This window comes from Cystobacter fuscus (genome assembly GCF_002305875.1).
Classification (GTDB): Bacteria; Myxococcota; Myxococcia; order Myxococcales; family Myxococcaceae; genus Cystobacter; species Cystobacter fuscus_A.
In genome coordinates this window covers 11,811,988-11,829,521 of record NZ_CP022098.1, presented here as the reverse complement: position 1 = coordinate 11,829,521, position 17,534 = coordinate 11,811,988, and the positions used below count along the sequence as shown (strand labels likewise).

At 69.3% G+C, this 17,534-nt stretch carries 18 protein-coding genes; 12 read left to right on the top strand and 6 right to left on the bottom strand.

The features are described 5' to 3' along the window. The first annotated feature begins 355 nt into the window (after positions 1 to 355). Positions 356 to 931 (top strand): CDP-alcohol phosphatidyltransferase family protein, encoded by a 576-nt coding sequence (locus tag CYFUS_RS47945; protein WP_232537236.1) that lies wholly within the window; start codon positions 356 to 358, stop codon positions 929 to 931. A gap of 9 nt (positions 932 to 940) precedes the next feature. Next, positions 941 to 2,332 carry an ATP-binding protein gene (locus tag CYFUS_RS47940; RefSeq protein ID WP_095991332.1) on the top strand — a complete coding sequence of 464 codons (1,392 nt, stop codon included), beginning with the start codon at positions 941 to 943 and terminating at the stop codon, positions 2,330 to 2,332. A gap of 45 nt (positions 2,333 to 2,377) precedes the next feature. On the opposite strand, the gene CYFUS_RS54250 is transcribed toward CYFUS_RS47940, so the two are convergent. Both CYFUS_RS54250 and CYFUS_RS47930 read right to left on the bottom strand, forming a co-directional pair. Then, a complete protein-coding gene (locus CYFUS_RS54250; protein ID WP_095991331.1) occupies positions 2,378 to 3,511 on the bottom strand; it encodes a hypothetical protein in 1,134 nt (377 codons plus the stop codon). A 318-nt stretch (positions 3,512 to 3,829) separates the two neighbouring features. Beyond that, positions 3,830 to 5,890 (bottom strand): M3 family metallopeptidase, encoded by a 2,061-nt coding sequence (locus CYFUS_RS47930; RefSeq protein WP_198316382.1) that lies wholly within the window; start codon positions 5,888 to 5,890, stop codon positions 3,830 to 3,832. Positions 5,891 to 6,176: 286 nt separating this feature from the next. Between CYFUS_RS47930 and CYFUS_RS47925 the strand changes: the two genes are divergently transcribed. After that, a complete protein-coding gene (locus tag CYFUS_RS47925) occupies positions 6,177 to 7,238 on the top strand; it encodes a terpene synthase family protein (RefSeq protein WP_095991329.1) in 1,062 nt (353 codons plus the stop codon). 12 nt (positions 7,239 to 7,250) lie between these two features. On the opposite strand, the gene CYFUS_RS47920 is transcribed toward CYFUS_RS47925, so the two are convergent. Next, positions 7,251 to 7,595: a thioredoxin family protein gene (locus CYFUS_RS47920; RefSeq protein ID WP_095991328.1), complete on the bottom strand. Its 345-nt coding sequence runs from the start codon at positions 7,593 to 7,595 to the stop codon at positions 7,251 to 7,253. 172 nt (positions 7,596 to 7,767) lie between these two features. Between CYFUS_RS47920 and CYFUS_RS47915 the strand changes: the two genes are divergently transcribed. Beyond that, on the top strand, positions 7,768 to 9,036 hold the full coding sequence (locus CYFUS_RS47915) for an SMI1/KNR4 family protein (protein ID WP_095991327.1): 1,269 nt from the start codon (positions 7,768 to 7,770) through the stop codon (positions 9,034 to 9,036). A gap of 24 nt (positions 9,037 to 9,060) precedes the next feature. Here the strand turns inward: CYFUS_RS47915 and CYFUS_RS47910 are convergent, their stop codons facing one another. The 3 genes from CYFUS_RS47910 to CYFUS_RS47900 form a co-directional block, all read right to left on the bottom strand. Next, positions 9,061 to 10,203: an AI-2E family transporter gene (locus CYFUS_RS47910; RefSeq protein WP_232537234.1), complete on the bottom strand. Its 1,143-nt coding sequence runs from the start codon at positions 10,201 to 10,203 to the stop codon at positions 9,061 to 9,063. 15 nt (positions 10,204 to 10,218) lie between these two features. Beyond that, the gene (locus tag CYFUS_RS47905) at positions 10,219 to 10,488 is read right to left on the bottom strand and encodes a hypothetical protein (protein WP_095991326.1); all 270 of its coding nucleotides are present in this window, start codon (positions 10,486 to 10,488) and stop codon (positions 10,219 to 10,221) included. Between the two features lie 105 nt (positions 10,489 to 10,593). Continuing rightward, positions 10,594 to 11,232: a SanA/YdcF family protein gene (locus tag CYFUS_RS47900; protein ID WP_232537233.1), complete on the bottom strand. Its 639-nt coding sequence runs from the start codon at positions 11,230 to 11,232 to the stop codon at positions 10,594 to 10,596. 212 nt (positions 11,233 to 11,444) lie between these two features. Here CYFUS_RS47900 and atpG point away from each other — a divergent pair, with 212 nt between their 5' ends. The 8 genes from atpG to CYFUS_RS47860 all read left to right on the top strand — a co-directional run bounded on the left by atpG (position 11,445) and on the right by CYFUS_RS47860 (position 17,518). After that, on the top strand, positions 11,445 to 12,341 hold the full coding sequence (gene atpG / locus CYFUS_RS47895) for an ATP synthase F1 subunit gamma (protein WP_095991325.1): 897 nt from the start codon (positions 11,445 to 11,447) through the stop codon (positions 12,339 to 12,341). A gap of 112 nt (positions 12,342 to 12,453) precedes the next feature. Then, positions 12,454 to 13,899 (top strand): F0F1 ATP synthase subunit beta, encoded by a 1,446-nt coding sequence (atpD, locus tag CYFUS_RS47890; protein ID WP_095991324.1) that lies wholly within the window; start codon positions 12,454 to 12,456, stop codon positions 13,897 to 13,899. A gap of 39 nt (positions 13,900 to 13,938) precedes the next feature. Beyond that, a complete protein-coding gene (locus CYFUS_RS47885; protein WP_232537232.1) occupies positions 13,939 to 14,484 on the top strand; it encodes a hypothetical protein in 546 nt (181 codons plus the stop codon). A gap of 31 nt (positions 14,485 to 14,515) precedes the next feature. After that, complete coding sequence (locus tag CYFUS_RS47880; RefSeq protein WP_095991322.1) at positions 14,516 to 14,920, top strand: F0F1 ATP synthase subunit epsilon; 405 nt, start codon at positions 14,516 to 14,518, stop codon at positions 14,918 to 14,920. A gap of 117 nt (positions 14,921 to 15,037) precedes the next feature. Then, a complete protein-coding gene (locus tag CYFUS_RS47875; RefSeq protein WP_095991321.1) occupies positions 15,038 to 15,298 on the top strand; it encodes a hypothetical protein in 261 nt (86 codons plus the stop codon). Between the two features lie 113 nt (positions 15,299 to 15,411). After that, on the top strand, positions 15,412 to 16,449 hold the full coding sequence (locus tag CYFUS_RS47870; protein WP_095992658.1) for an ADP-ribosylglycohydrolase family protein: 1,038 nt from the start codon (positions 15,412 to 15,414) through the stop codon (positions 16,447 to 16,449). Between the two features lie 140 nt (positions 16,450 to 16,589). Then, entirely contained in the window at positions 16,590 to 16,994 is a 405-nt protein-coding gene (locus CYFUS_RS47865; RefSeq protein WP_095991320.1) for a phage holin family protein, read from the top strand. Next, the gene (locus CYFUS_RS47860) at positions 16,991 to 17,518 is read left to right on the top strand and encodes a hypothetical protein (RefSeq protein ID WP_095991319.1); all 528 of its coding nucleotides are present in this window, start codon (positions 16,991 to 16,993) and stop codon (positions 17,516 to 17,518) included. The genes CYFUS_RS47865 and CYFUS_RS47860 overlap by 4 nt, the downstream gene beginning before the upstream one ends. Positions 17,519 to 17,534: the final 16 nt, after the last annotated feature.

The window sequence follows — 17,534 nt, the reverse complement described above, 5'->3', positions numbered from 1 at the left end:
GCCGCGGTGGCGCTGCTGACGGTGAGCGTGCCATCGAGCGGCCAGAAGGGAGTTCTCCGGCGTGGCGGGCTTGCCCTGGAGCAGGGCCTCGGCGCTGGGGTCTCGCTCCTGGGTTGAGCACAGCGGGCGTGCAATCTCCGTCCGGTCATGTGGGCGGGCGCGGGTTTCCCCCGGGAATGAGTGGCTCTATCGGGTAGTCGATAAGAAGCGCGGCGCGTGGAGCCGTGATGTGTGGACTAGCGAAAAACCGGCCGCTCGAGACGCCTCGTTGGAGGGCGGCCGGACGTGCCTTGCCCTCGTGGGGTGCCTTGGCGAGCCCTCATGCGATGAACGGGCGGCGTTCCTAATTTGGGGTATGCGTCGCCGGACGAGCCTCGTGCTCCTCAACACCTTCTCGCTGTGTCGCCTGCCGCTGGCGGCCGCTTTCGTGCTGTGGGAGGCGTCGCTCGTGCGCGTGGGGCTGGTGGTGGCCGCGGCCCTGTCGGACTTCCTGGACGGGTGGATCGCCCGGCGCAAGCACCTGGAGTCATATTGGGGCGCACTCATCGATCCGCTCGCGGATCGCGGCTTCGTGATGGTGGCGCTGCTGACGTACGTGCTGGAGGGTCGGCTGTCGTTGGTGGCGTTCTTCGTGCTCGTGGTGCGCGACGTGGCGACGGGGCTGGGCTTCCTCGTGGCCCGGGTGGTGCCCAGGCTCAGGCCGGTGAAGTTCCAGGCGCGGATGCTGGGCAAGGTGGTGACGACGCTCCAGCTCGGTGTGCTGCTCGCCGTGCTGGTGGTTCCGGTGCTCGTCCCGCTGCTGGTGGTGGCGGTGGGCCTGACGGCGAGCGCCTCGGTGGTGGACTACACGGCGGCCATGTGGCGGTCGGCGGCACGTCATGCCGCCGGGGTCGAGCACCTGCCCGAGTCCTCGCGCCAGCGCGTGGCCTGATTCGTCGTCATGCGGCTGCGGAGCCTCTTCCTCATCGGCGCGGTGCTCCTGGCGCTCATGAGTCTTGGTTCCGCGGCTGGCCTGTTCTGGATGAGCCTCCAACTCCAGTCGCAGACCACGAGCCTGAGCGAATCCATTGAAAGGGTGCACTCCGCCGAACGGCTGGCACACACCCTCTCCATGCTCCAGGTGGTCCAGGAGTTCGCGAGCATCAAGGCCTCGGACAAGGGGCCGCACGTCAGCGTGGACGAGGCGCGCCGCCGGGTGTCGGAGCAGTTGGAACAGGTCGAGCAGTACACGGACACCGTCCAGGAAAAGGCGTTGATCGCGAATGCCCGCAGCCAGGTCGAGGCCTACCTTCACGCTCCAGCCCAGACACGGCTGTCCAGGTTGATCGGTGCCGTCGACGCGGCCGAGGCCGTGTCCTCGTCGAGCATCGAGCGGGCCCTCGCCGTCCGCGATGAGGCGGCACGGGTGAGTGATGCGACGAGGTTCATCGGAGGACTGTTCGCGATGGGGTGCGTGATGGTGGTCACGCTCGTCCTCGTCGCCACCCGCACGCGCCTCTATCTGCCGCTCCTGTCGATTCGCCAGGCGCTGGCCGCCTTCAAGTCCGGACGGCGGGTGTCGCGATTGGCGCAGGTGGGTGTCCTCGAACTCCGCGAACTGGCCACCGAGTTCAACGACATGGCCGAGACCCTGGTCAGCCAGGACGCGCGGCATGTCCAGTTCCTGGCGGGAGTGGCCCACGATCTGCGCACCCCGCTCAATACCCTCAAGCTGTCGGCCCAGGTGCTCCTCCGGGCACCGGAGCCGCCCTCGCCCGAGAAGCTCCGGGGCGCACTGGTGCGGATCTCCACACAGCTTGATCGGCTCGATCGCATGGTGGGAGATCTCCTGGAGCAGACCCGGATCGAGGCCGGCAACCTCGAACTCCGTCTGGAGGAGGGCGATCTGCGCGAGTTCGTGACGGATGTGGTCGAACTCCATCGGCCCTCGAGCCAGCAGCATCGGATCGAACTCACCGTGCCCGACATGCCCGTCGTGGTGCGGGGGGATCCGACGCGGCTCACCCAGGTGCTCACCAATCTCTTGAACAATGCCATCAAGTACTCGCCTCGGGGAGGCTGTGTGCGGGTGCTGCTCGCCCAGTCCCAGGAGGAGGTGATGCTCTCCGTCTCCGACGAGGGCGTGGGTGTCCCTCCCGGCGAATACGAGCGCATCTTCGAGCCCTTCAGACGGAGCAGCGGCTCGAGCGCGGAGATTCCCGGCGTCGGACTGGGGCTCTCCGTCTCCCGCCGCATCGTGCGGGCCCACGGCGGAGACATCGAGGTGGAGAGTCAGGTGGGCGCCGGCTCGACCTTCCGGGTCCGGCTCCCGCTGCGGAGTCCCCGCGCGTAGTCGCCGGGTACCGCGGGTCACGCGGTACCCGGGCAGGAGCGGGCCTCAGTCGAACGCCGACGGACGGCAGCCCCACTGGGTCAAGTCCTCGGAGACGGTGGCGCACATCCAGCCCTCGCCGCACGAGTCGAGCTGCTTGGGGTCGCACTGACGGAAGCAGGCGCTGGTGGTGCCTCCCGCCCAACCGCAGACGTGTCCCGGGCCGCAGCTTCCGGGACGGAAGGGCTCACATTCGCGGGCACACCAGAACGAGCCCCGGCCGCGTCCCCCGTCCATGAGACAGCGCTCGCCTTGCGCGCAGGGCGTCTCCGGACAGGTGCCCGTCACCCGGGCCAGACACCGGTTGCCGCCATTCGGCAGGCGTTTGCATTGCTCACCGGAGGCACAGCCGAGCTGTTCGCAATCGGGGACGCAGCCCGGACCATCCGCGTCGTTCGTGCAGGTGTGGCCTCGGGGACAGCTCGTGGGATCTCCGAGCTGACAGGGCTGGGTACAGACCTGGTTGAGACAACGCAGGCCCTCGCGGCAGGCCCCGGAGCGGGAGATGTAGTCGGGATCGCAGCTCTCGCCCACGTCGCGCTCGCCCACGGGCATGCACCGGCGGACGGCGGCGTTGCTGGTGCCCGTCTTGAGCTCACGGCAGGTGGTGCCGGGAAAACAGTGCGCGTCTTCCTCGCACTCGGACGCCATGCATTCCAGGCGGCGTGTCTCGCGGTTGATGAGACAGCCTTGATCCTGGGGGCAGTCCGCGCTGCTCTGGCAGCTTCCACATTTCAGCACGTCACCTTCCCAATGGCAGCGCGTGGCGGCGGCGGGCAGCCCATCGGACGCGATGTCCTTGGCGGAGGGGGGCAGGAGCGAGGCGTCCACCGAGGCACTCGGGGAGGCACGGGTGAGCAGGGGATTGGCGGGGGGTGGTGGCGCGGTGGACCAGGAGGCGGAAGGGGGAGCCGTGGACCGTGGTGCCACCGCTTCCCGTGGGGTGTCCTGGGGAAGCGGTGGCTCGGGCGGGAGGACGTGTCGGGCGGAAGGCATGCCCGTGACGGCCGACTCGCAGGGCTCATCGAGGAACTCACCGACTGCATCCGGGATGGAGGGAGAGAGCCAGAGCAGGAGCCCCAGCCCGAGTATCATTACCGCCGATACCCTCCAACCCACGTGGGAATGGTCACGCCGCATGCGCACGTTCTCCCGGCGTTGGGATCAGCAGTATTCGGAGCAATAGATATAGCTGCCGTCCGCGTCACATCCACATGCGAAGACCCGGATGCATCTGGGTTGCGCGGATGTCACTTCGCCCAGAAGTAAAGCCGTGGTTCCCGCGCGGCTCAACCAACGCAGCCACCTCTTCTGTCCATTGCTCATGGTACCCCCCCTGTGTGTCGTGAATCGTCAGGGAGGATGGACCTACTCGAGGGGTTCGGTCTACTGTCCGGGCGAACAGCCCGGGAGGCGTGTCGGCTCGGAAACGGCCTGCTCCCGTGGAGTGTCCGACCGTCATGACGCATCGAGATATGCGCGATAGGCGTCGAAGCCGTAGGGCCGTCCGAGGAAGTCTTTCACCAACTCCGCGGCGGGCTTGGAGCCACCGGGCTCGAGCACCGTGCGGCGGTACTTCATCGTGGTGGCCGGGTCGAGGTAGCCCTGCTTCTGGAACTCGGTCTCCAGGTCCTTGGCGATGACGAGTGACCAGAGATACGTGTAGTACGCGGCCGAGTAGCCTTCCAGGTGACCGAAGGCCAGTTCGAAGTGCGTTCCCTCGCGGTACTCGTGGCGGAAGGGGCTGTATTGCTCCTGCAGCCGCGCGAACTCCTGGGTGGGAGCGAAGCCCGGCGGCAGCGAGTAGTACTCGAGGGACACCGCGGACAGGAAGAGCTGCCGGCGCGTCCACAAGCCCTTGCCGGACTCCCGGGCCGCGCGCAGCTTCTCCACGAGCGCGGTGGGGATGGGCTCTCCCGTCTGGTGATGACGGGCGAACTCCTGGAGGATGGCGGGCTGGCTGGCCCACTGCTGCAACAGCATGGAGGGCGTCTCCACGAAGTCCCACTCGGTGGAGATGCCGCTGATGCCCTTCCACTTCTGTCGGCCCGCGAAGACGTGGTGCAGCAGGTGGCCGAACTCGTGGAAGAAGGTCTCCACCTCGTCCGGGGTCATCAGCTCGCCGGGGCGCGGGAAGTTGCACACGAGCGCGCCCTCCGGAAGGCGCTTGCCGGCCTGGCCCGTGACGACGTCGAACTGGGCGGCGTGTTTGTATTTGTCCTCGCGCGGGTGCATGTCGAGGAAGATGCGCCCGAGCCGCTCGCCGTGGTCGGTGACGTCATAGGCTTCCACGTCGGCATGCCACACGGCGGCGTCCTTCACGGGCTCGAAGGAGATGCCCCACATGCGCGAGGTGATGTCCATCACCCCCTTCTTCACGCGCGCGTACTCGAGGTAGGGCCGCAGGGCTTGTGAGTCGAAGCCGAAGCGCTCCGTGCGAAGCTGGTCCTCGTAGTAGTCCTGATCCCAGGGCTCCACGCGGGGAGCCGCCGGTTCATCCCGCCGCTTGCGCGCGAGCAGCCGCTGCGCTTCCTCCTGGGCACGCGCCTTGGACGCGCCCTCCACCCGGGCGAGGAAGTCCGCCGCCGCCTGGGGGGTGCGCGTCATCTTGGTCTCGGTGACGTAGGCGGCCCAGGAGGCGTAGCCGAGCAGCGTGGCCAGCTCGTGACGCCGGGCGATGAGCTGGGCGAGCACCTGCTCGTTCTGGGGGAAGGCGCGCTGGTGGTAGACGCGCCAGAGCTTCTCGCGCGCCCGGGCATCGCGCGCGTACGTCATGAAGGGGAAGTAGTCCGGGTAGTTGGTGGTGAGCACCACGCGACCGTTGGCTCCCGGTGGGTGGGCGCGCACGAAGTCCTCGGGCAGGCCCGCCAGCTCTCCCGGCTCCAGCTCCACCCGGCGCACGTCCTCGGCGATGTTCTGGTTGAACGTCTGGCCGAGCTTGAGGATGGCCTCGTTGAGCGCCTTCACCCGCTCGCGCGTGGGGTCGTCTCGGTCCACGCCGGCGCGGCGGAAGTCGAGCAGCGTGCGCTCCATCCAGTAGCGCGTGGCGGCATCCGCCTGGGTGAGGTCCACCGCGCTCAGCGCGTCGTATACGGCCCGGTCCTGGGCGATGGAGACCTGGAGGGCATCGGCCCGCTGCTCGCTTTCTCTCGCGGCGTCGCGGAAGGCCGCCTGGGGATGGACCTCGCGCGCGAGCCCGGCCAGGCTGGTGCAGCCCCCGAGTGCCGCCATGGCCTCGTCATACGCCTCGAGCACCGCGGGGCCCTCGCGCGAGGGCGAGAGCGTCTTGAGGTGGGTGATCCGCTCGCGCGCCCGGTCGAGCCCGGTGGAACATGCCCGGGTGAAGTCCTCGAGCGAGCCGGCCAGGGGCCGGGAGCCCTCGGGCGGGGCCACGAGAGCGGAGGTGGGGGGCGTGGACGCGGACTTCCACGAGGGGGAGTGGGCGCATCCCACCGAAACGAGCACGGCCGCGAGGCCGCATGCCGCGAATTTGAGGACAACCGCTGGCCTGGGATTCATGGCGCCGGACTCTAGCGCGCACCCCGCGAGCGTGGCCTCTCCAGGGTCGTCCGGGGACCGTCGTTTTTCTTACGTTTTCCGTGGTTCCCGGTGAACACCGTTCGTTCTAGAGTACAGGTTGCTGACGTTGAGCAACGGGGAGGGGCTTGAACGGCTGGCCCATGGGGGGGACGACCACTCCAGCCTCTGTGTGGGTTGTTCGTGCGCTGCCGTTGAAGAATTCTCTCCAGGGTCTTCAAGGGAAAGCATGGGCTCCTCATGAAGGGGCGCCATGCGAGGTGCCTCGATGCAACAACGCACCCGCAAGTCCGCTCCTGGCGCGGCGCTCCTCGAGGAGCCTCCGCGTGTGGAGGGGCCGAGTTTGTCGCTGCTGCGTATTCCCGCGGCGTTGCCGTGCGAGCCGAGCCTGCACGCGGCGGCGATGGAGCGTGGCACACGGGGGCGGGTGTTGGCGCTGGAGCTGCTGCGGCACGAGCCGGCGCAGGTGCGGCGCTTCGACGCGAGCCAGTTCGGCCTGCTCACGGCGCACGTCTATCCACGGGGCACGTGGGAGCGGCTGGAGCTGTGCAATGACTGGCACGTGTGGTTGTTCCTCTTCGACGACGAGGTCGACGAGCTGGCGGAGGTGGGGCAGCGGCCGGCGTACCTGAAGGCGTACGTGGACGCGTGTCTCGAGGTGTGGCGCGGTGGCGCGTTGAGGGCCCAGGCCACGCCGCTCGAGCGCTTCTCGTGGGAGTTGCGCCAGCGCATGAGCCGCCTGGCGAGCGAGCTGTGGATGGAGCGCTTCGTGCGCGACGTGGAGGACTACCTGCACCGGGGCGCGCTCCCGGCGGCGCGCCACTGGACGGAGGGCACGGTGCCGGACCTCGAGTCCTATATCGAGCAGCGTGCCCTGGACTCGGCGGTGTACACGGCGGAGGACCTGGTGGAGTTCGCCGAGCCGGGACAGGAACTGCCCGAGGAGCTGTTCCGCCTGCCGCTGGTGCAGCGGCTGCGGCTGCTGTGCACCCGGGTGGTGGCGTTGACCAATGATCTCTTCTCCTTCGAGAAGGAGGTCCTCTGGCACCGCAACCCGAACAACTTCGTCCACGTCCTGCGGGTGAGCCGGGGGCTGGAGCTGCGCGAGGCCATCTCCACGGCGATCGACATCATCAACGCGGACACGGACGCGTTCATCGCGTGCGAGGAGCTGCTTCAGGCGTCCCGTTTGGCGGACCCCCGGCTGCTCGGGTACGTGGAGGGCCTGAAGGCGTGGATCCGCGGCAACGTGCACTGGTCGCTGGTGACGGGGCGCTACAGCTCGCCCACCTCGCCGTTTCCGGAGCTGCGCCGCCAGGCGTCCCCGTGAGCGGGGGGCGGCTCAGGCCGGGGGCAGGTGATCGCGGATGACGCCGAGCCAGTACTCGCGCCCGTAGTATTGGCTCATCTTTCCGATCCGCTCGCCGTTGCGGAACAGGAGGAAGGTGGGGATGCCATACAGGCCGAAGCGCCGCGCGAGCTCCTCGTGCTCGTACGCGTTCACCTTGACCACGCGCATGCGCGCGCCCTCCAGCTCGGACAGCAGCGAGGGCTCGGCGGCGGCGTAGATGTCGCAGTTGGGGCAGCCGGGCCCCCAGAAGTCCACCACGACCAGCTCGTCCCGGGGCTCCAGCACCAGGGCATCGAAGGTTTGCGGCGTCGCGTCGTAGCTCACGGGATGTGCCATGCCGACTCCGTCTAACGGCACCGGGCCGGTGATTCAACCGCGCGGGGGAGGCCGGGGGGCCCCAAGCGGAAAGGCTGTCCGTTGGGAAGCGGGGCCGTGCACAATAGGGGACGAGGCGTACTGCATCGCGAGTCTGGACGCCATAAGTTGGGTCCATCGACGTGGAGGGCACATGCACGAGTGGCTGGAGGGACTTCAGAAGTCGGCGGTACGGACGTCGGCGGGAGTGGGGCAGGAGGACGTCCAGCGGGCCGAGACCGAGTACGGGGTTCCCTTCCCCGAGGAACTCGCCACGCTGTTCCGCGCGTTCAACGGAGGAGAGTTCCAGGGGGAAGTCACCCTCTTCGCGCTGCATGGTCCCGAGGGCTCGCCGAGCGTGCTGGAGAAGACGCGGCTGATGGTGGAGGGGCTGCCGGCCGCGGGGCTCTGGCGCATCGGCCTCAAGGGCGCTCACCGTCATCTGTTCACCGCACGTAAGTCGGCGCTGCAGGAGCAGGCCGAGAGCCCCCTGCCGGGCTGGGTGGAGCCGCTGTCGGGTGACGACTGGGTCTACGGCACCTGGGACACGGAGGCGCGCGAGCTGCGGCTGTACCGCTCGCTCCAGGCCATGCTCGAGGTGCTCGTTCCTCCGGAGGAGAAGGAGGTGGAGGAGTTCGGCGACCGGACCTACGCCCGTGCGCTCTCCGCGGTGCAGGGCGCCTTGAGTGGCCTCTCGGTGGAGTACGAGGAGGGCGAGTCACCCAAGGCCCAGGCCGAGGAGGAAGCGGGCGAGCAGGAGGAGGCCGAGGAGGAGGAGGAAGAAGCCGCGGCCGAGGAAGGCGAGGAGGAGGAGGCCGTCGAGGAGGAGGCCGAGCCCATTGGCGCGGACGAGTCCGACGAGGAGTTGCAGCAGCCCGTGGTGGCCGCCGCCAGGCGTCGCATGGGGAAGATCCGGAAGGAGGGTCCCCAGGAACGCTCCGCGCCCGTGACGCCTCTGCGCGAGGTGGAGCCGAAGGCGCCGTCCAGGCCGAGCGCCAGGCGCGAAGCGACGCGTCCCGCGAAGGCGGACACCGCGGCTCCGGCCCGGACGTCGGCCGCGAAGAAGGCAGCCGAGACCAAGGCTCCGGTGAGCAAGGCTCCGGCGAAGAAGACGGCTGGGAAGAAGGCCCCGGCGAAGAAGGCCGCCGCGAAGAAGGCCCCGGCGAGCAAGGCTCCGGCGAAGAAGGCCGCCGCGAAGAAGGCCCCGGCGAGCAAGGCTTCGGCGAAGAAGGCCGCCGCGAAGAAGGCTCCGGCGAAGAAGACCGCCGCGAAGAAGTCGGCTGGGACGAAGACCGCCGCGAAGAAGGCTCCGGCGAAGAAGGCTCCGGCGAAGAAGACGGCTGGGAAGAAGGCCCCGGCGAAGAAGGCCGCCGCGAAGAAGGCCCCGGCGAAGAAGTCCCCGGCCAGACGCGGCCGGCGCTGAACCACCGTCTCGTGCTCCGGCTCCCTAGTGGTTCATGGGGGCCGGCTCTGGACGGGGGGCTTCACGGGGCTCTGGCGGAGAGGTGGGGAGGATGAGGCGGCTCTTGCCGTCCTCCTCCCGCTGGTGGCGCCACTGCTCGTTGAGCCGCGCCAGCCGGTCCTGCAACCACACCTGGATCGCGCCCGCGATGGGCAGACTCAACAGGGCTCCGATGAGTCCCGCCAGGCCCGTGCCCACCAACATCACCAGGGTGATGATGAGGGGGTTCATCTTGAGCGTCTGGCGCTGGACGAGCGGCTGGAGCAGGTTGCCCTCCACCTGCTGGTAGACGAGGAAGAGGCCCAGGGCGATGAGTCCCTGGCGCCCTCCCACCGAGGCGGCCGTGGTCCCGGCCACCAACAGTCCTCCCAGGAAGGAGCCCACGAACGGGACGAGTCCCAGCACCGCCATGGCCAGGCCCAGGGGCAGGAAGTAGGGCACACCGAGCAGCAGGGTCATCACCGACGTGAAGACGCCTCCGATGAGGGCCACGAGGAACGAGCCGGCCACATAGCCGCCCACCGCCTGGTTCATCCGCCGTCCCAGGCGCCAGTAGTGCTCACGCCGGGAGGGCTCCACCCACTGGAGCGCGGTGTTGAACAGGTCGGAGCCGAACAGCAGGAAGAAGATGGTCAGGACGAAGATCGTCACCCCGGCGAGCACGTGGCGCAGCACGTCCGTCACCACGCCGAGCAGCGGCCCCGGGGCCATCGAGATATGGCCGCGAAGCTCCTGGGCCGCCTGGGAGATGAGATCGTAGCGCTCATCCATCCGCTCGACCCAGGGGTGGTGGCGCAGCCGGGCGATGAAGTCCGGTGCCGCTTGCGCCAGGGCCCGTCCCTGTTCGATGAGCATGGGCACCAGCGTCATCACCAGCGCCGACAGCAGGCCGAGCCCGAGCAGGCCCACCCCCATCACCGCCAGGCCCCGGCTCAACCCTCTCTTCTCCAGCGCGCTCACCAGCGGGTGGGCCGCCAGCGCGAGGAAGATCGCCACCAGGGCCCAGGACAGCACGGTCCAGCTCCTGACCAGCAGCCACAACGCGGCGAGCATCGCCAGGGAGTGCAGGCCCACCGTCCACACCGTGCGAGGTGTCACCTGCGAGTGGGAACGGGGGCGCCAGGTCATGAGCGGGCCTGTCGGCTAGCCTTCGGGAAGCTCATCCGGCGCATACGGACGTACCGGCTGGCTTGGCCGCGCGGTGATCGTATCCTCGGCATCCTCGTCGATTTCCCCGAATGCCTGGATCTGGTCCGGAAGGATGTCCCGGAAGTCGGGCTCGTCCTCCAGGGGCGGGGTCGCGCTGAGCTCCGCATCGGTGAAGTTGATTTCCTCGTGCCCGGTGATCGGGTCCCGGTGGCGCAGGGACTCGGACTCACCTACGTCTTCGGCTCCGAGCTTCTTGAATCGCATGACGCTCTCTCCAAGCAAGCACGCCGGGATGGCTGCTCTGGCCCAACGGTGCGGACCCGGAGGACTCCTCGCAACGAGGCCGTGCCTGCCCGCCCGCCGGGTCGCTCAGCGCGAGGGCGTCGGCGCCTGTCCGGAGGGGTAGCGGGGGGACGCTTCCGCCCACACCATGCCGAGCGCCAGTACCCGCGAGAGCGTCTCGCGCAGGGCATAGCGGCGCGTCCGGGGGCTGCTCTCGTCCGCCGCCACGCCCCAGGCGTCGATGCCCACCGAGTTGGCGATGTAGAGCGCCCGGGTCAGGTGGAAGCGTTGGGTGACGAGCAGCGCCCGCCGCACGCCGAAGATGCTCCGGGCCCGCACGGAGCTGTCGTAGGTGGACAGGCCCGCGGTGTCCTCCTGGACGGCGGAGGCCGGCACGCCCCGGTCGCGCACGTACCGGGCCATGGCGTGCGTCTCGTCATGGAAGCGGTCCGAGTTGTCCCCACTGAGCAGCAGCGCTCCCACCTTGCCCCCATGGTAGAGGGCCAGGGCGGCGTCCAGCCGCTGGGCGAGCACGGGGGAGGGGACGCCGCCGGGCGCGAGCCCCGCCCCGTAGACGAGCGCCACCGGGGCATGGGGGGCCTGCGCCTGGGGGACGATGCGGTCCACGTACCGGTGTTCCACGTACAGCGAGGCGGCCGCCACGCCCAGGGCGGCACTCAGCCCCAGCACGAGCAACGCCCTCAGCCACCGGCGTGCCCGGCGCATCGTTTGACGGCCCCTTCGCATGCGATTCCGGCTCAACCGCCGGGGGAGCCATTCTCGTCCCTCGCGAGGGCGTGGGGAAGCGGCTTGCTCGCTTCGAAGTGATCCGCTGAGTGTGGAAGGCCAAGGTTGACCGGCCACCATGCCAGCCTATATAGGGGGCCGCGTCCGGGTTCCGCTGTCATACCCGAGTTTAAAGAGGAGCTGCTGGCCCCATGGCGTCCCTTCGCGACATCCGCAAGCGCATCCGCTCGGTGAAGAACACGCGGCAGATCACCAAGGCGATGAAGATGGTCGCCGCCGCCAAGCTCCGCAAGGCGCAGGACGCGATCACCGCGGCTCGCCCCTACGCGCAGATGCTCGACCAGATCATCTCCGACCTGGTGGCGCGCTCCCAGGGCGAGGAGCTGGCGCATCCGCTGCTCACCTCGCGCCCCGAGCGCCGGGTGGAGGTGCTGCTGCTCACCTCGGACCGCGGCCTCGCCGGCGGCTTCAACTCCAACGTCATCCGGCGCGCCAGCCGCTTCCTGTACGAGAAGGGCAACGGCGTGGAGATTGAAATCTCCACCGTGGGCCGCAAGGGCAACGACTTCTTCCGCCAGCGCGGCCAGAAGATGCGCAAGGACTTCGGCCACCTGTCCCAGAAGCCCGAGTACGCCCAGGCCGCCCAGGTCGCCGAGGAGATGAGCGCGCGCTTCCTGCGGGGCGAGGTGGATGCCGTCTACGTCATCTACAACGAGTTCCTCTCCGCCATTAACCAGAAGGTGACGGTCTCCCAGCTGCTGCCCCTGCAGACGCTGACGGCCGGTGCCGCCACCACGGCCTCCGAGGCCCCCGCGGCCACGACCGCCCTGGTGGACTTCAAGTACGAGCCGGGCCGCCAGGACGTGTTGGATCGGCTGGTGCCCCAGGCCGTGGCGATCAAGCTCTACCGCTCGCTGCTGGAGAGCATCGCCAGCGAGCACGGCGCGCGCATGTCGGCGATGGAGAACGCCACCAGCAACGCGACGGACATGATCGCCAGCCTCTCGCTGACCTACAACCGCACCCGCCAGGCCGTCATCACCAACGAGCTGATGGAGATCGTGTCGGGCGCGGAGGCGTTGAAGTAGAAGCAGTGCTTCTGGCCAGACGGCCTCCAGGCTTGACCCCCGGGGGCGCCCACTTGTAGAGGGGGCGCGTCCATCCCCCGGGCAACCCTTTCGACGAGACGGTAGACAGTCCATGAGCGCTCAAGTTCCTACGGTAGGCAAGGTGACCCAGGTCCTCGGTCCTGTGGTCGACGTGGAGTTCCCGCCCGGTGGGCTTCCCGAGGTGTTCACCGCCCTCAAGCTGACCAACCCCAACATCAGCGCCGAGCAGAACAACCTCACGCTCGAGGTCGCCCAGCACCTGGGTGAGAACACCGTGCGCTGCATCTCCATGGACTCCACCGAGGGTCTGGGCCGCGGCCAGCCCGTCACCAACACGGGCTCGCCCATCCAGGCGCCCGTGGGCAAGGCCACGCTGGGCCGCATCCTGAACGTCACCGGCGAGCCGGTGGACGAGAAGGGCCCCGTCGCCGCCAAGGAGAGCTGGTCCATCCACCGCGCGCCGCCGCCGTTCACCGAGCAGGACGTGCGCGTGCAGATGTTCGAGACGGGCATCAAGGTCATCGACCTGCTCGCCCCCTACACCCGCGGCGGGAAGATCGGCCTGTTCGGCGGCGCCGGCGTGGGCAAGACGGTGCTCCTGCAGGAACTCATCCGCAACGTGGCGGTGGAGCGCGGCGGCTTCTCCGTGTTCGCCGGCGTGGGCGAGCGCACCCGCGAGGGCAACGACCTGTATCACGAGATGCAGGAGAGCAACGTCATCAAGGTCGACAACCTGGAGGAGAGCCAGGTGGTGCTGGTGTACGGCCAGATGAACGAGCCGCCCGGCGCCCGCGCCCGCGTGGCCCTCACCGCGCTCACCATCGCGGAGTACTTCCGCGACGTGGAGGGCCGTGACGTGCTGCTCTTCGTGGACAACATCTTCCGCTTCACCCAGGCGGGCTCCGAGGTGTCGGCGCTCCTCGGCCGCATCCCGAGCGCGGTGGGTTACCAGCCCACGCTGGCCACGGAGATGGGCAGTCTGCAGGAGCGCATCACCTCCACCACCAAGGGCTCCGTTACCTCCGTGCAGGCCATCTACGTGCCCGCCGACGACCTGACGGACCCGGCGCCGGCCACGACGTTCGCCCACCTGGACGCCACCACGGTGCTCAACCGCGCCATCTCCGAGCTGGGCATCTACCCCGCGGTGGACCCGCTCGACTCGACCAGCCGCATCCTGTCGCCGGACGTCGTGGGCCAGGAGCACTACGCCGTGGCCCGCCGCGTCCAGGGCATCCTCCAGCGCTACAAGGAGCTGCAGGACATCATCGCCATCCTCGGCATGGACGAGCTGTCCGAGGACGACAAGATGCTCGTGGCGCGCGCGCGGAAGATCCAGAAATTCCTGTCGCAGCCCTTCCACGTGGCGGAGGTCTTCACCGGCGCCAAGGGCAAGTACGTGAAGCTCCAGGACACCATCCAGGGCTTCAAGGAGATCGCCGAGGGCAAGCACGACGACCTGCCCGAGTCCTCCTTCTACATGGTGGGCGGCATCGACGAGGCGGTCGAGAAGGCGCGCAAGCTCGCGGCGAGCTGAGCCCCTCCCTCTTCCGCGCCCGGCCCAGGAGGTCTCCACGTGCTGCGTTCCATCTGCTTGGGAATGATGTTGTGGGCACTTCCTGGTCTGGCCGACGAGCGCGCCGGCCGGCCCCGGGTGAGCGCCAACGGAGACTTCTCCGTGCGCCTGGTGGAGCGGGGCCCGGGCCGGTGCTCCCTGGAGGTCTCCCAGGAGAGTGGCCCGGTGTGGACGCTCGAGCAGTGCGTGGGCGGGGCGGACGACCTCTACTTCGTCTCCAACGACGGCCAGCGGGTCTGGGTGCTGTACCCGCTGGCGCCCAAGGGCCAGAAGAAGCTCGCGGGCAAGAAGTACAAGAAGGTGCCCGCGTGGGCCAACACCCAGGTGGCGGTGGAGGTGGACCGCCAGGGCACGCGGTTGCAGGAGCGGCGCCTGCTGGAGTTCGTGCCGGCGCGCTCCCTGCCCGAGGTGCGGCAGATGTCGCAGCACCTCAAGTGGTTGGAAGGCATGGTCGGCGTGCCGGGCAAGAGCCCGCGCCTGACGGATGCCGGGAACATCGAGTTCGAGGTGGTGGGCGGCGACAAGACCCACCGACTGACCTTCTGACACAAGCAGTCCCCACGGAGTGGCGAGCCCCATGGCCAAGCTGACGGTCGAGATCGTGACCCCCGAGAAGCGCATCCTGTCGGTGCAGGCGGACGAGGCGATCGTCCCGGGCGCCAAGGGCCTGTTCGGCGTGAGGCCGGGCCACACCCCCTTCCTGTCCCTCATGGACGCGGGCACGCTCACGCTCAAGGGCGAGGGCGGCCACACCGACACCTACTTCGTGGCCGGTGGCTTCGTCGAGGTCACCAACGACAAGGTGCTCGTGCTCGCGGACGTGGCCGAGCCCGTCTCGGGCATCGACGTGGAGGGCGCGCGCCGGCGCCTGGGCGAGTCGATGGAGCGCCTGCGGGGCCTGTCCTCGGATGACGCGCGCTTCGCCGTCGAGCAGGCCGCCGTGCGCCGCGAGACGGCCCGCATCGCGGCCTCCGCCCGCTGAGCGTTCCTCCCGCGCTCCTCCCCGGAGCCGGAGTCTGTCTTTGGGATTCACGTCTGCCTCCGCCCTCGTTCCCTGTCTGGTTGATGGGGCCGGGGGCGGTGCTCGTTGGAGCCTCCCGTGACATCACCCGTGTTGGTGCTCTTCCACCGCATCGCGGATCCTCCCTCGGCGGTGGCTCGCCGCTACGTGGTGGACTACGCGCTGGAGGATCGCGTGCGCTTTCGCAACGTCGCCTTCGCCGAGGCGGAGCGCGCGTGGCGGGAACTGGGTGGACAACTCACGCCCGCGCTCTGGGACGGTGTGCACCTGCACCAGGGCGCCGAAGCGGTCGTGGCCCGCCTGCAGGCCGTTGTCAACCTGGGGCGTGACGGCTGGTGACTTGTGGTGGGAGCGCCCCCTTCACCCAATCCCTACGGGAGTCGTGACGAAGTCGCGAGAGATGAAAGTCGGGGCTGGTCATGCCTCGCGTTTTGGTTATCTTGCCCCTCCCCATGTCGATGACTCCCGCCGAGCGCCAGGACAGGTTTCAAGCGGCGTTCCTGGGACTCGCCATCGGAGATGCCCTGGGTTTTCCCCTGCGTGGCGTCCCGCCGTCCAATCTCATGCGCGTGTCTGGACTCGCGGATGACTTCGCGCCCCGTCCTCGCGGGGGCAAGTACGCCAAGGGCCAGTTCTCCGACGACACGCAGCTCATGCTCGCCACCGCCGAGAGCGTCATCCGCGAGGGCAAGGTGGATGGGCGCAGCGCCGCGGCGCATCTGGCGTGGCTGTGGCAGGAGGGCATCATCCTCCAGCCCCCCAAGGCGCTCGCCGAGGCCCTGCAGAAGCTCGCGCAGGGCACGCCGTGGATGAGCGCGGGTGCTCCCCTGGGCGTCAAGTGCCACTCGGTGCTCAGCCGCGCGCTCGTGGTGGGCCTCTTCGAGAGCAAGAGCCGCGTGCGCATCCGCCACGACGCGGGCGTGCTGTCCGTCCTCACGCACAAGGATCCCACGTGCGCCGCGGCCGCGGCCGCCTTCGCGCAGGCGGTGGCCCTGGGGCTCACCACCAAGGAGCCGCCCACGCCCGCCGCGTTCTGCGAGGAGCTGGCCCTGGCGGCCGCCGCGCATGATCAGGAGCTGGCCGAGGAGCTGCGCCACCTGCCCCGCCTGCTCACGTGGGATCCCGCGCGCGCCATGGCCCAGCTGCGCAAGGTGAGCGTGCCACCCAGCCAGCTCAAGGGCGTGGACGGCCTGCCCCCGCACGTGGTTCCCGTGCTGCTCATGTCGCTCTACGCCACCCTCAAGGCCCCCAACGACTTCCGCCAGGCCGTGGAGCTCACCCTGCGCTGCGGCGGCGAGGCCGACGCGGCCGCCGCCTGCACCGGCGCCCTGCTCGGCTGCCACCTGGGCACCGCCGCCATCCCCGCCCGGCTGCGCAAGAACGTGCTGTACGCGGAGACCCTCGTGGACGCCGCGGATCGCCTCTTCCAGGCCCGCCAGGTGCGCGAGACGCTCGCCACCGCCCTGGCACAGCAGCGCCGCCGCCGCTGAAGGCTCGGCGAGCATGCGGGCAAGCCCCCCCTCGCCCCGTCTGACTTCCCCCCACGCTTCCCCGCTTCCAGCTTCCCGGGAGGGAGCGGGACACACCTGGCACCACCGGTGCGGTCCTGAATGCTTCGGGAGGCAGTGGCGTGGAAATCGAATCGGAACAGCTGGAGCGCAGGCAGCTGGAGTCGTTGTCCACGGCGGAACTCATCCGCCATGCCATCGACGAGGCACGGCTGCTCGCACGGGCCGAGATCCTGCACGCGAAGAAGGAGCTCCAGGAGGAAGTGAAGGCGGCCCGCTCGGCGGGCATCCTCCTGGGCGCGGGCGCGGTCCTGGGTCTCGTGGGGCTGGCGGCGTTGCTGGTGGCCGTGGGGCTCGCGCTTCCCCTGGCTCAATGGTTGGGCGTGTTGCTGGTGGGCGTCTTCCTGCTGCTCGTGGCCGGAGGGCTCGCACTCGCCGGCAAGAAGCGCCTGCCGACCCAGCCCCTGCCTCACACCCAGGAGCGGTTGAAGACGGATGTCGTGCGCACCCGGGAGACACTGCAATGAGTGACGAGAACAAGGCCCAAGGGTCCATCACCGCGAACCTGAGCGAGCGCGAGCAGGTGGAGCGCACCGCGGACCGGCTGCGCGACGAGCTGCTGCTCACCCTCGAGGAGCTGGATCGGCGCCGCGAGCGGGCTCTCGACATCAAGTACCAGGTGCGCCAGGTGCTCGAGAGCAACCGCGAGACGCTCCTCGCGGTGGGTGGCGTCGCGTTGGCGGTGGTCGTCGTGGGCGCGGGCTTCTCCTGGTGGAACGAGCGCCGTCAGGCGCGCATCGTGTGGGAACGGCGCGGCCGGGCCCTGCGGCGTGCCTGGGCGCATCCGGATCAGGTGGCCTCCTCCGCCAGGCAGCAGCCCCTCGCGCTCGAGCTGGGCCGCAAGCTCGTGTTCATCTTCGGCTCCGCGCTCGCCTCGGCGCTGGCGAAGAACGCCGTGGCGACGCTGGTGCCCTCGTCCGAGACGCCGTCCACCAGGCAGGGCAACAAGCGCATGGGCCTGCACCTCATGCAGCAAGAAGCCCGCGCCTGAGCGGCCGTCACATCGT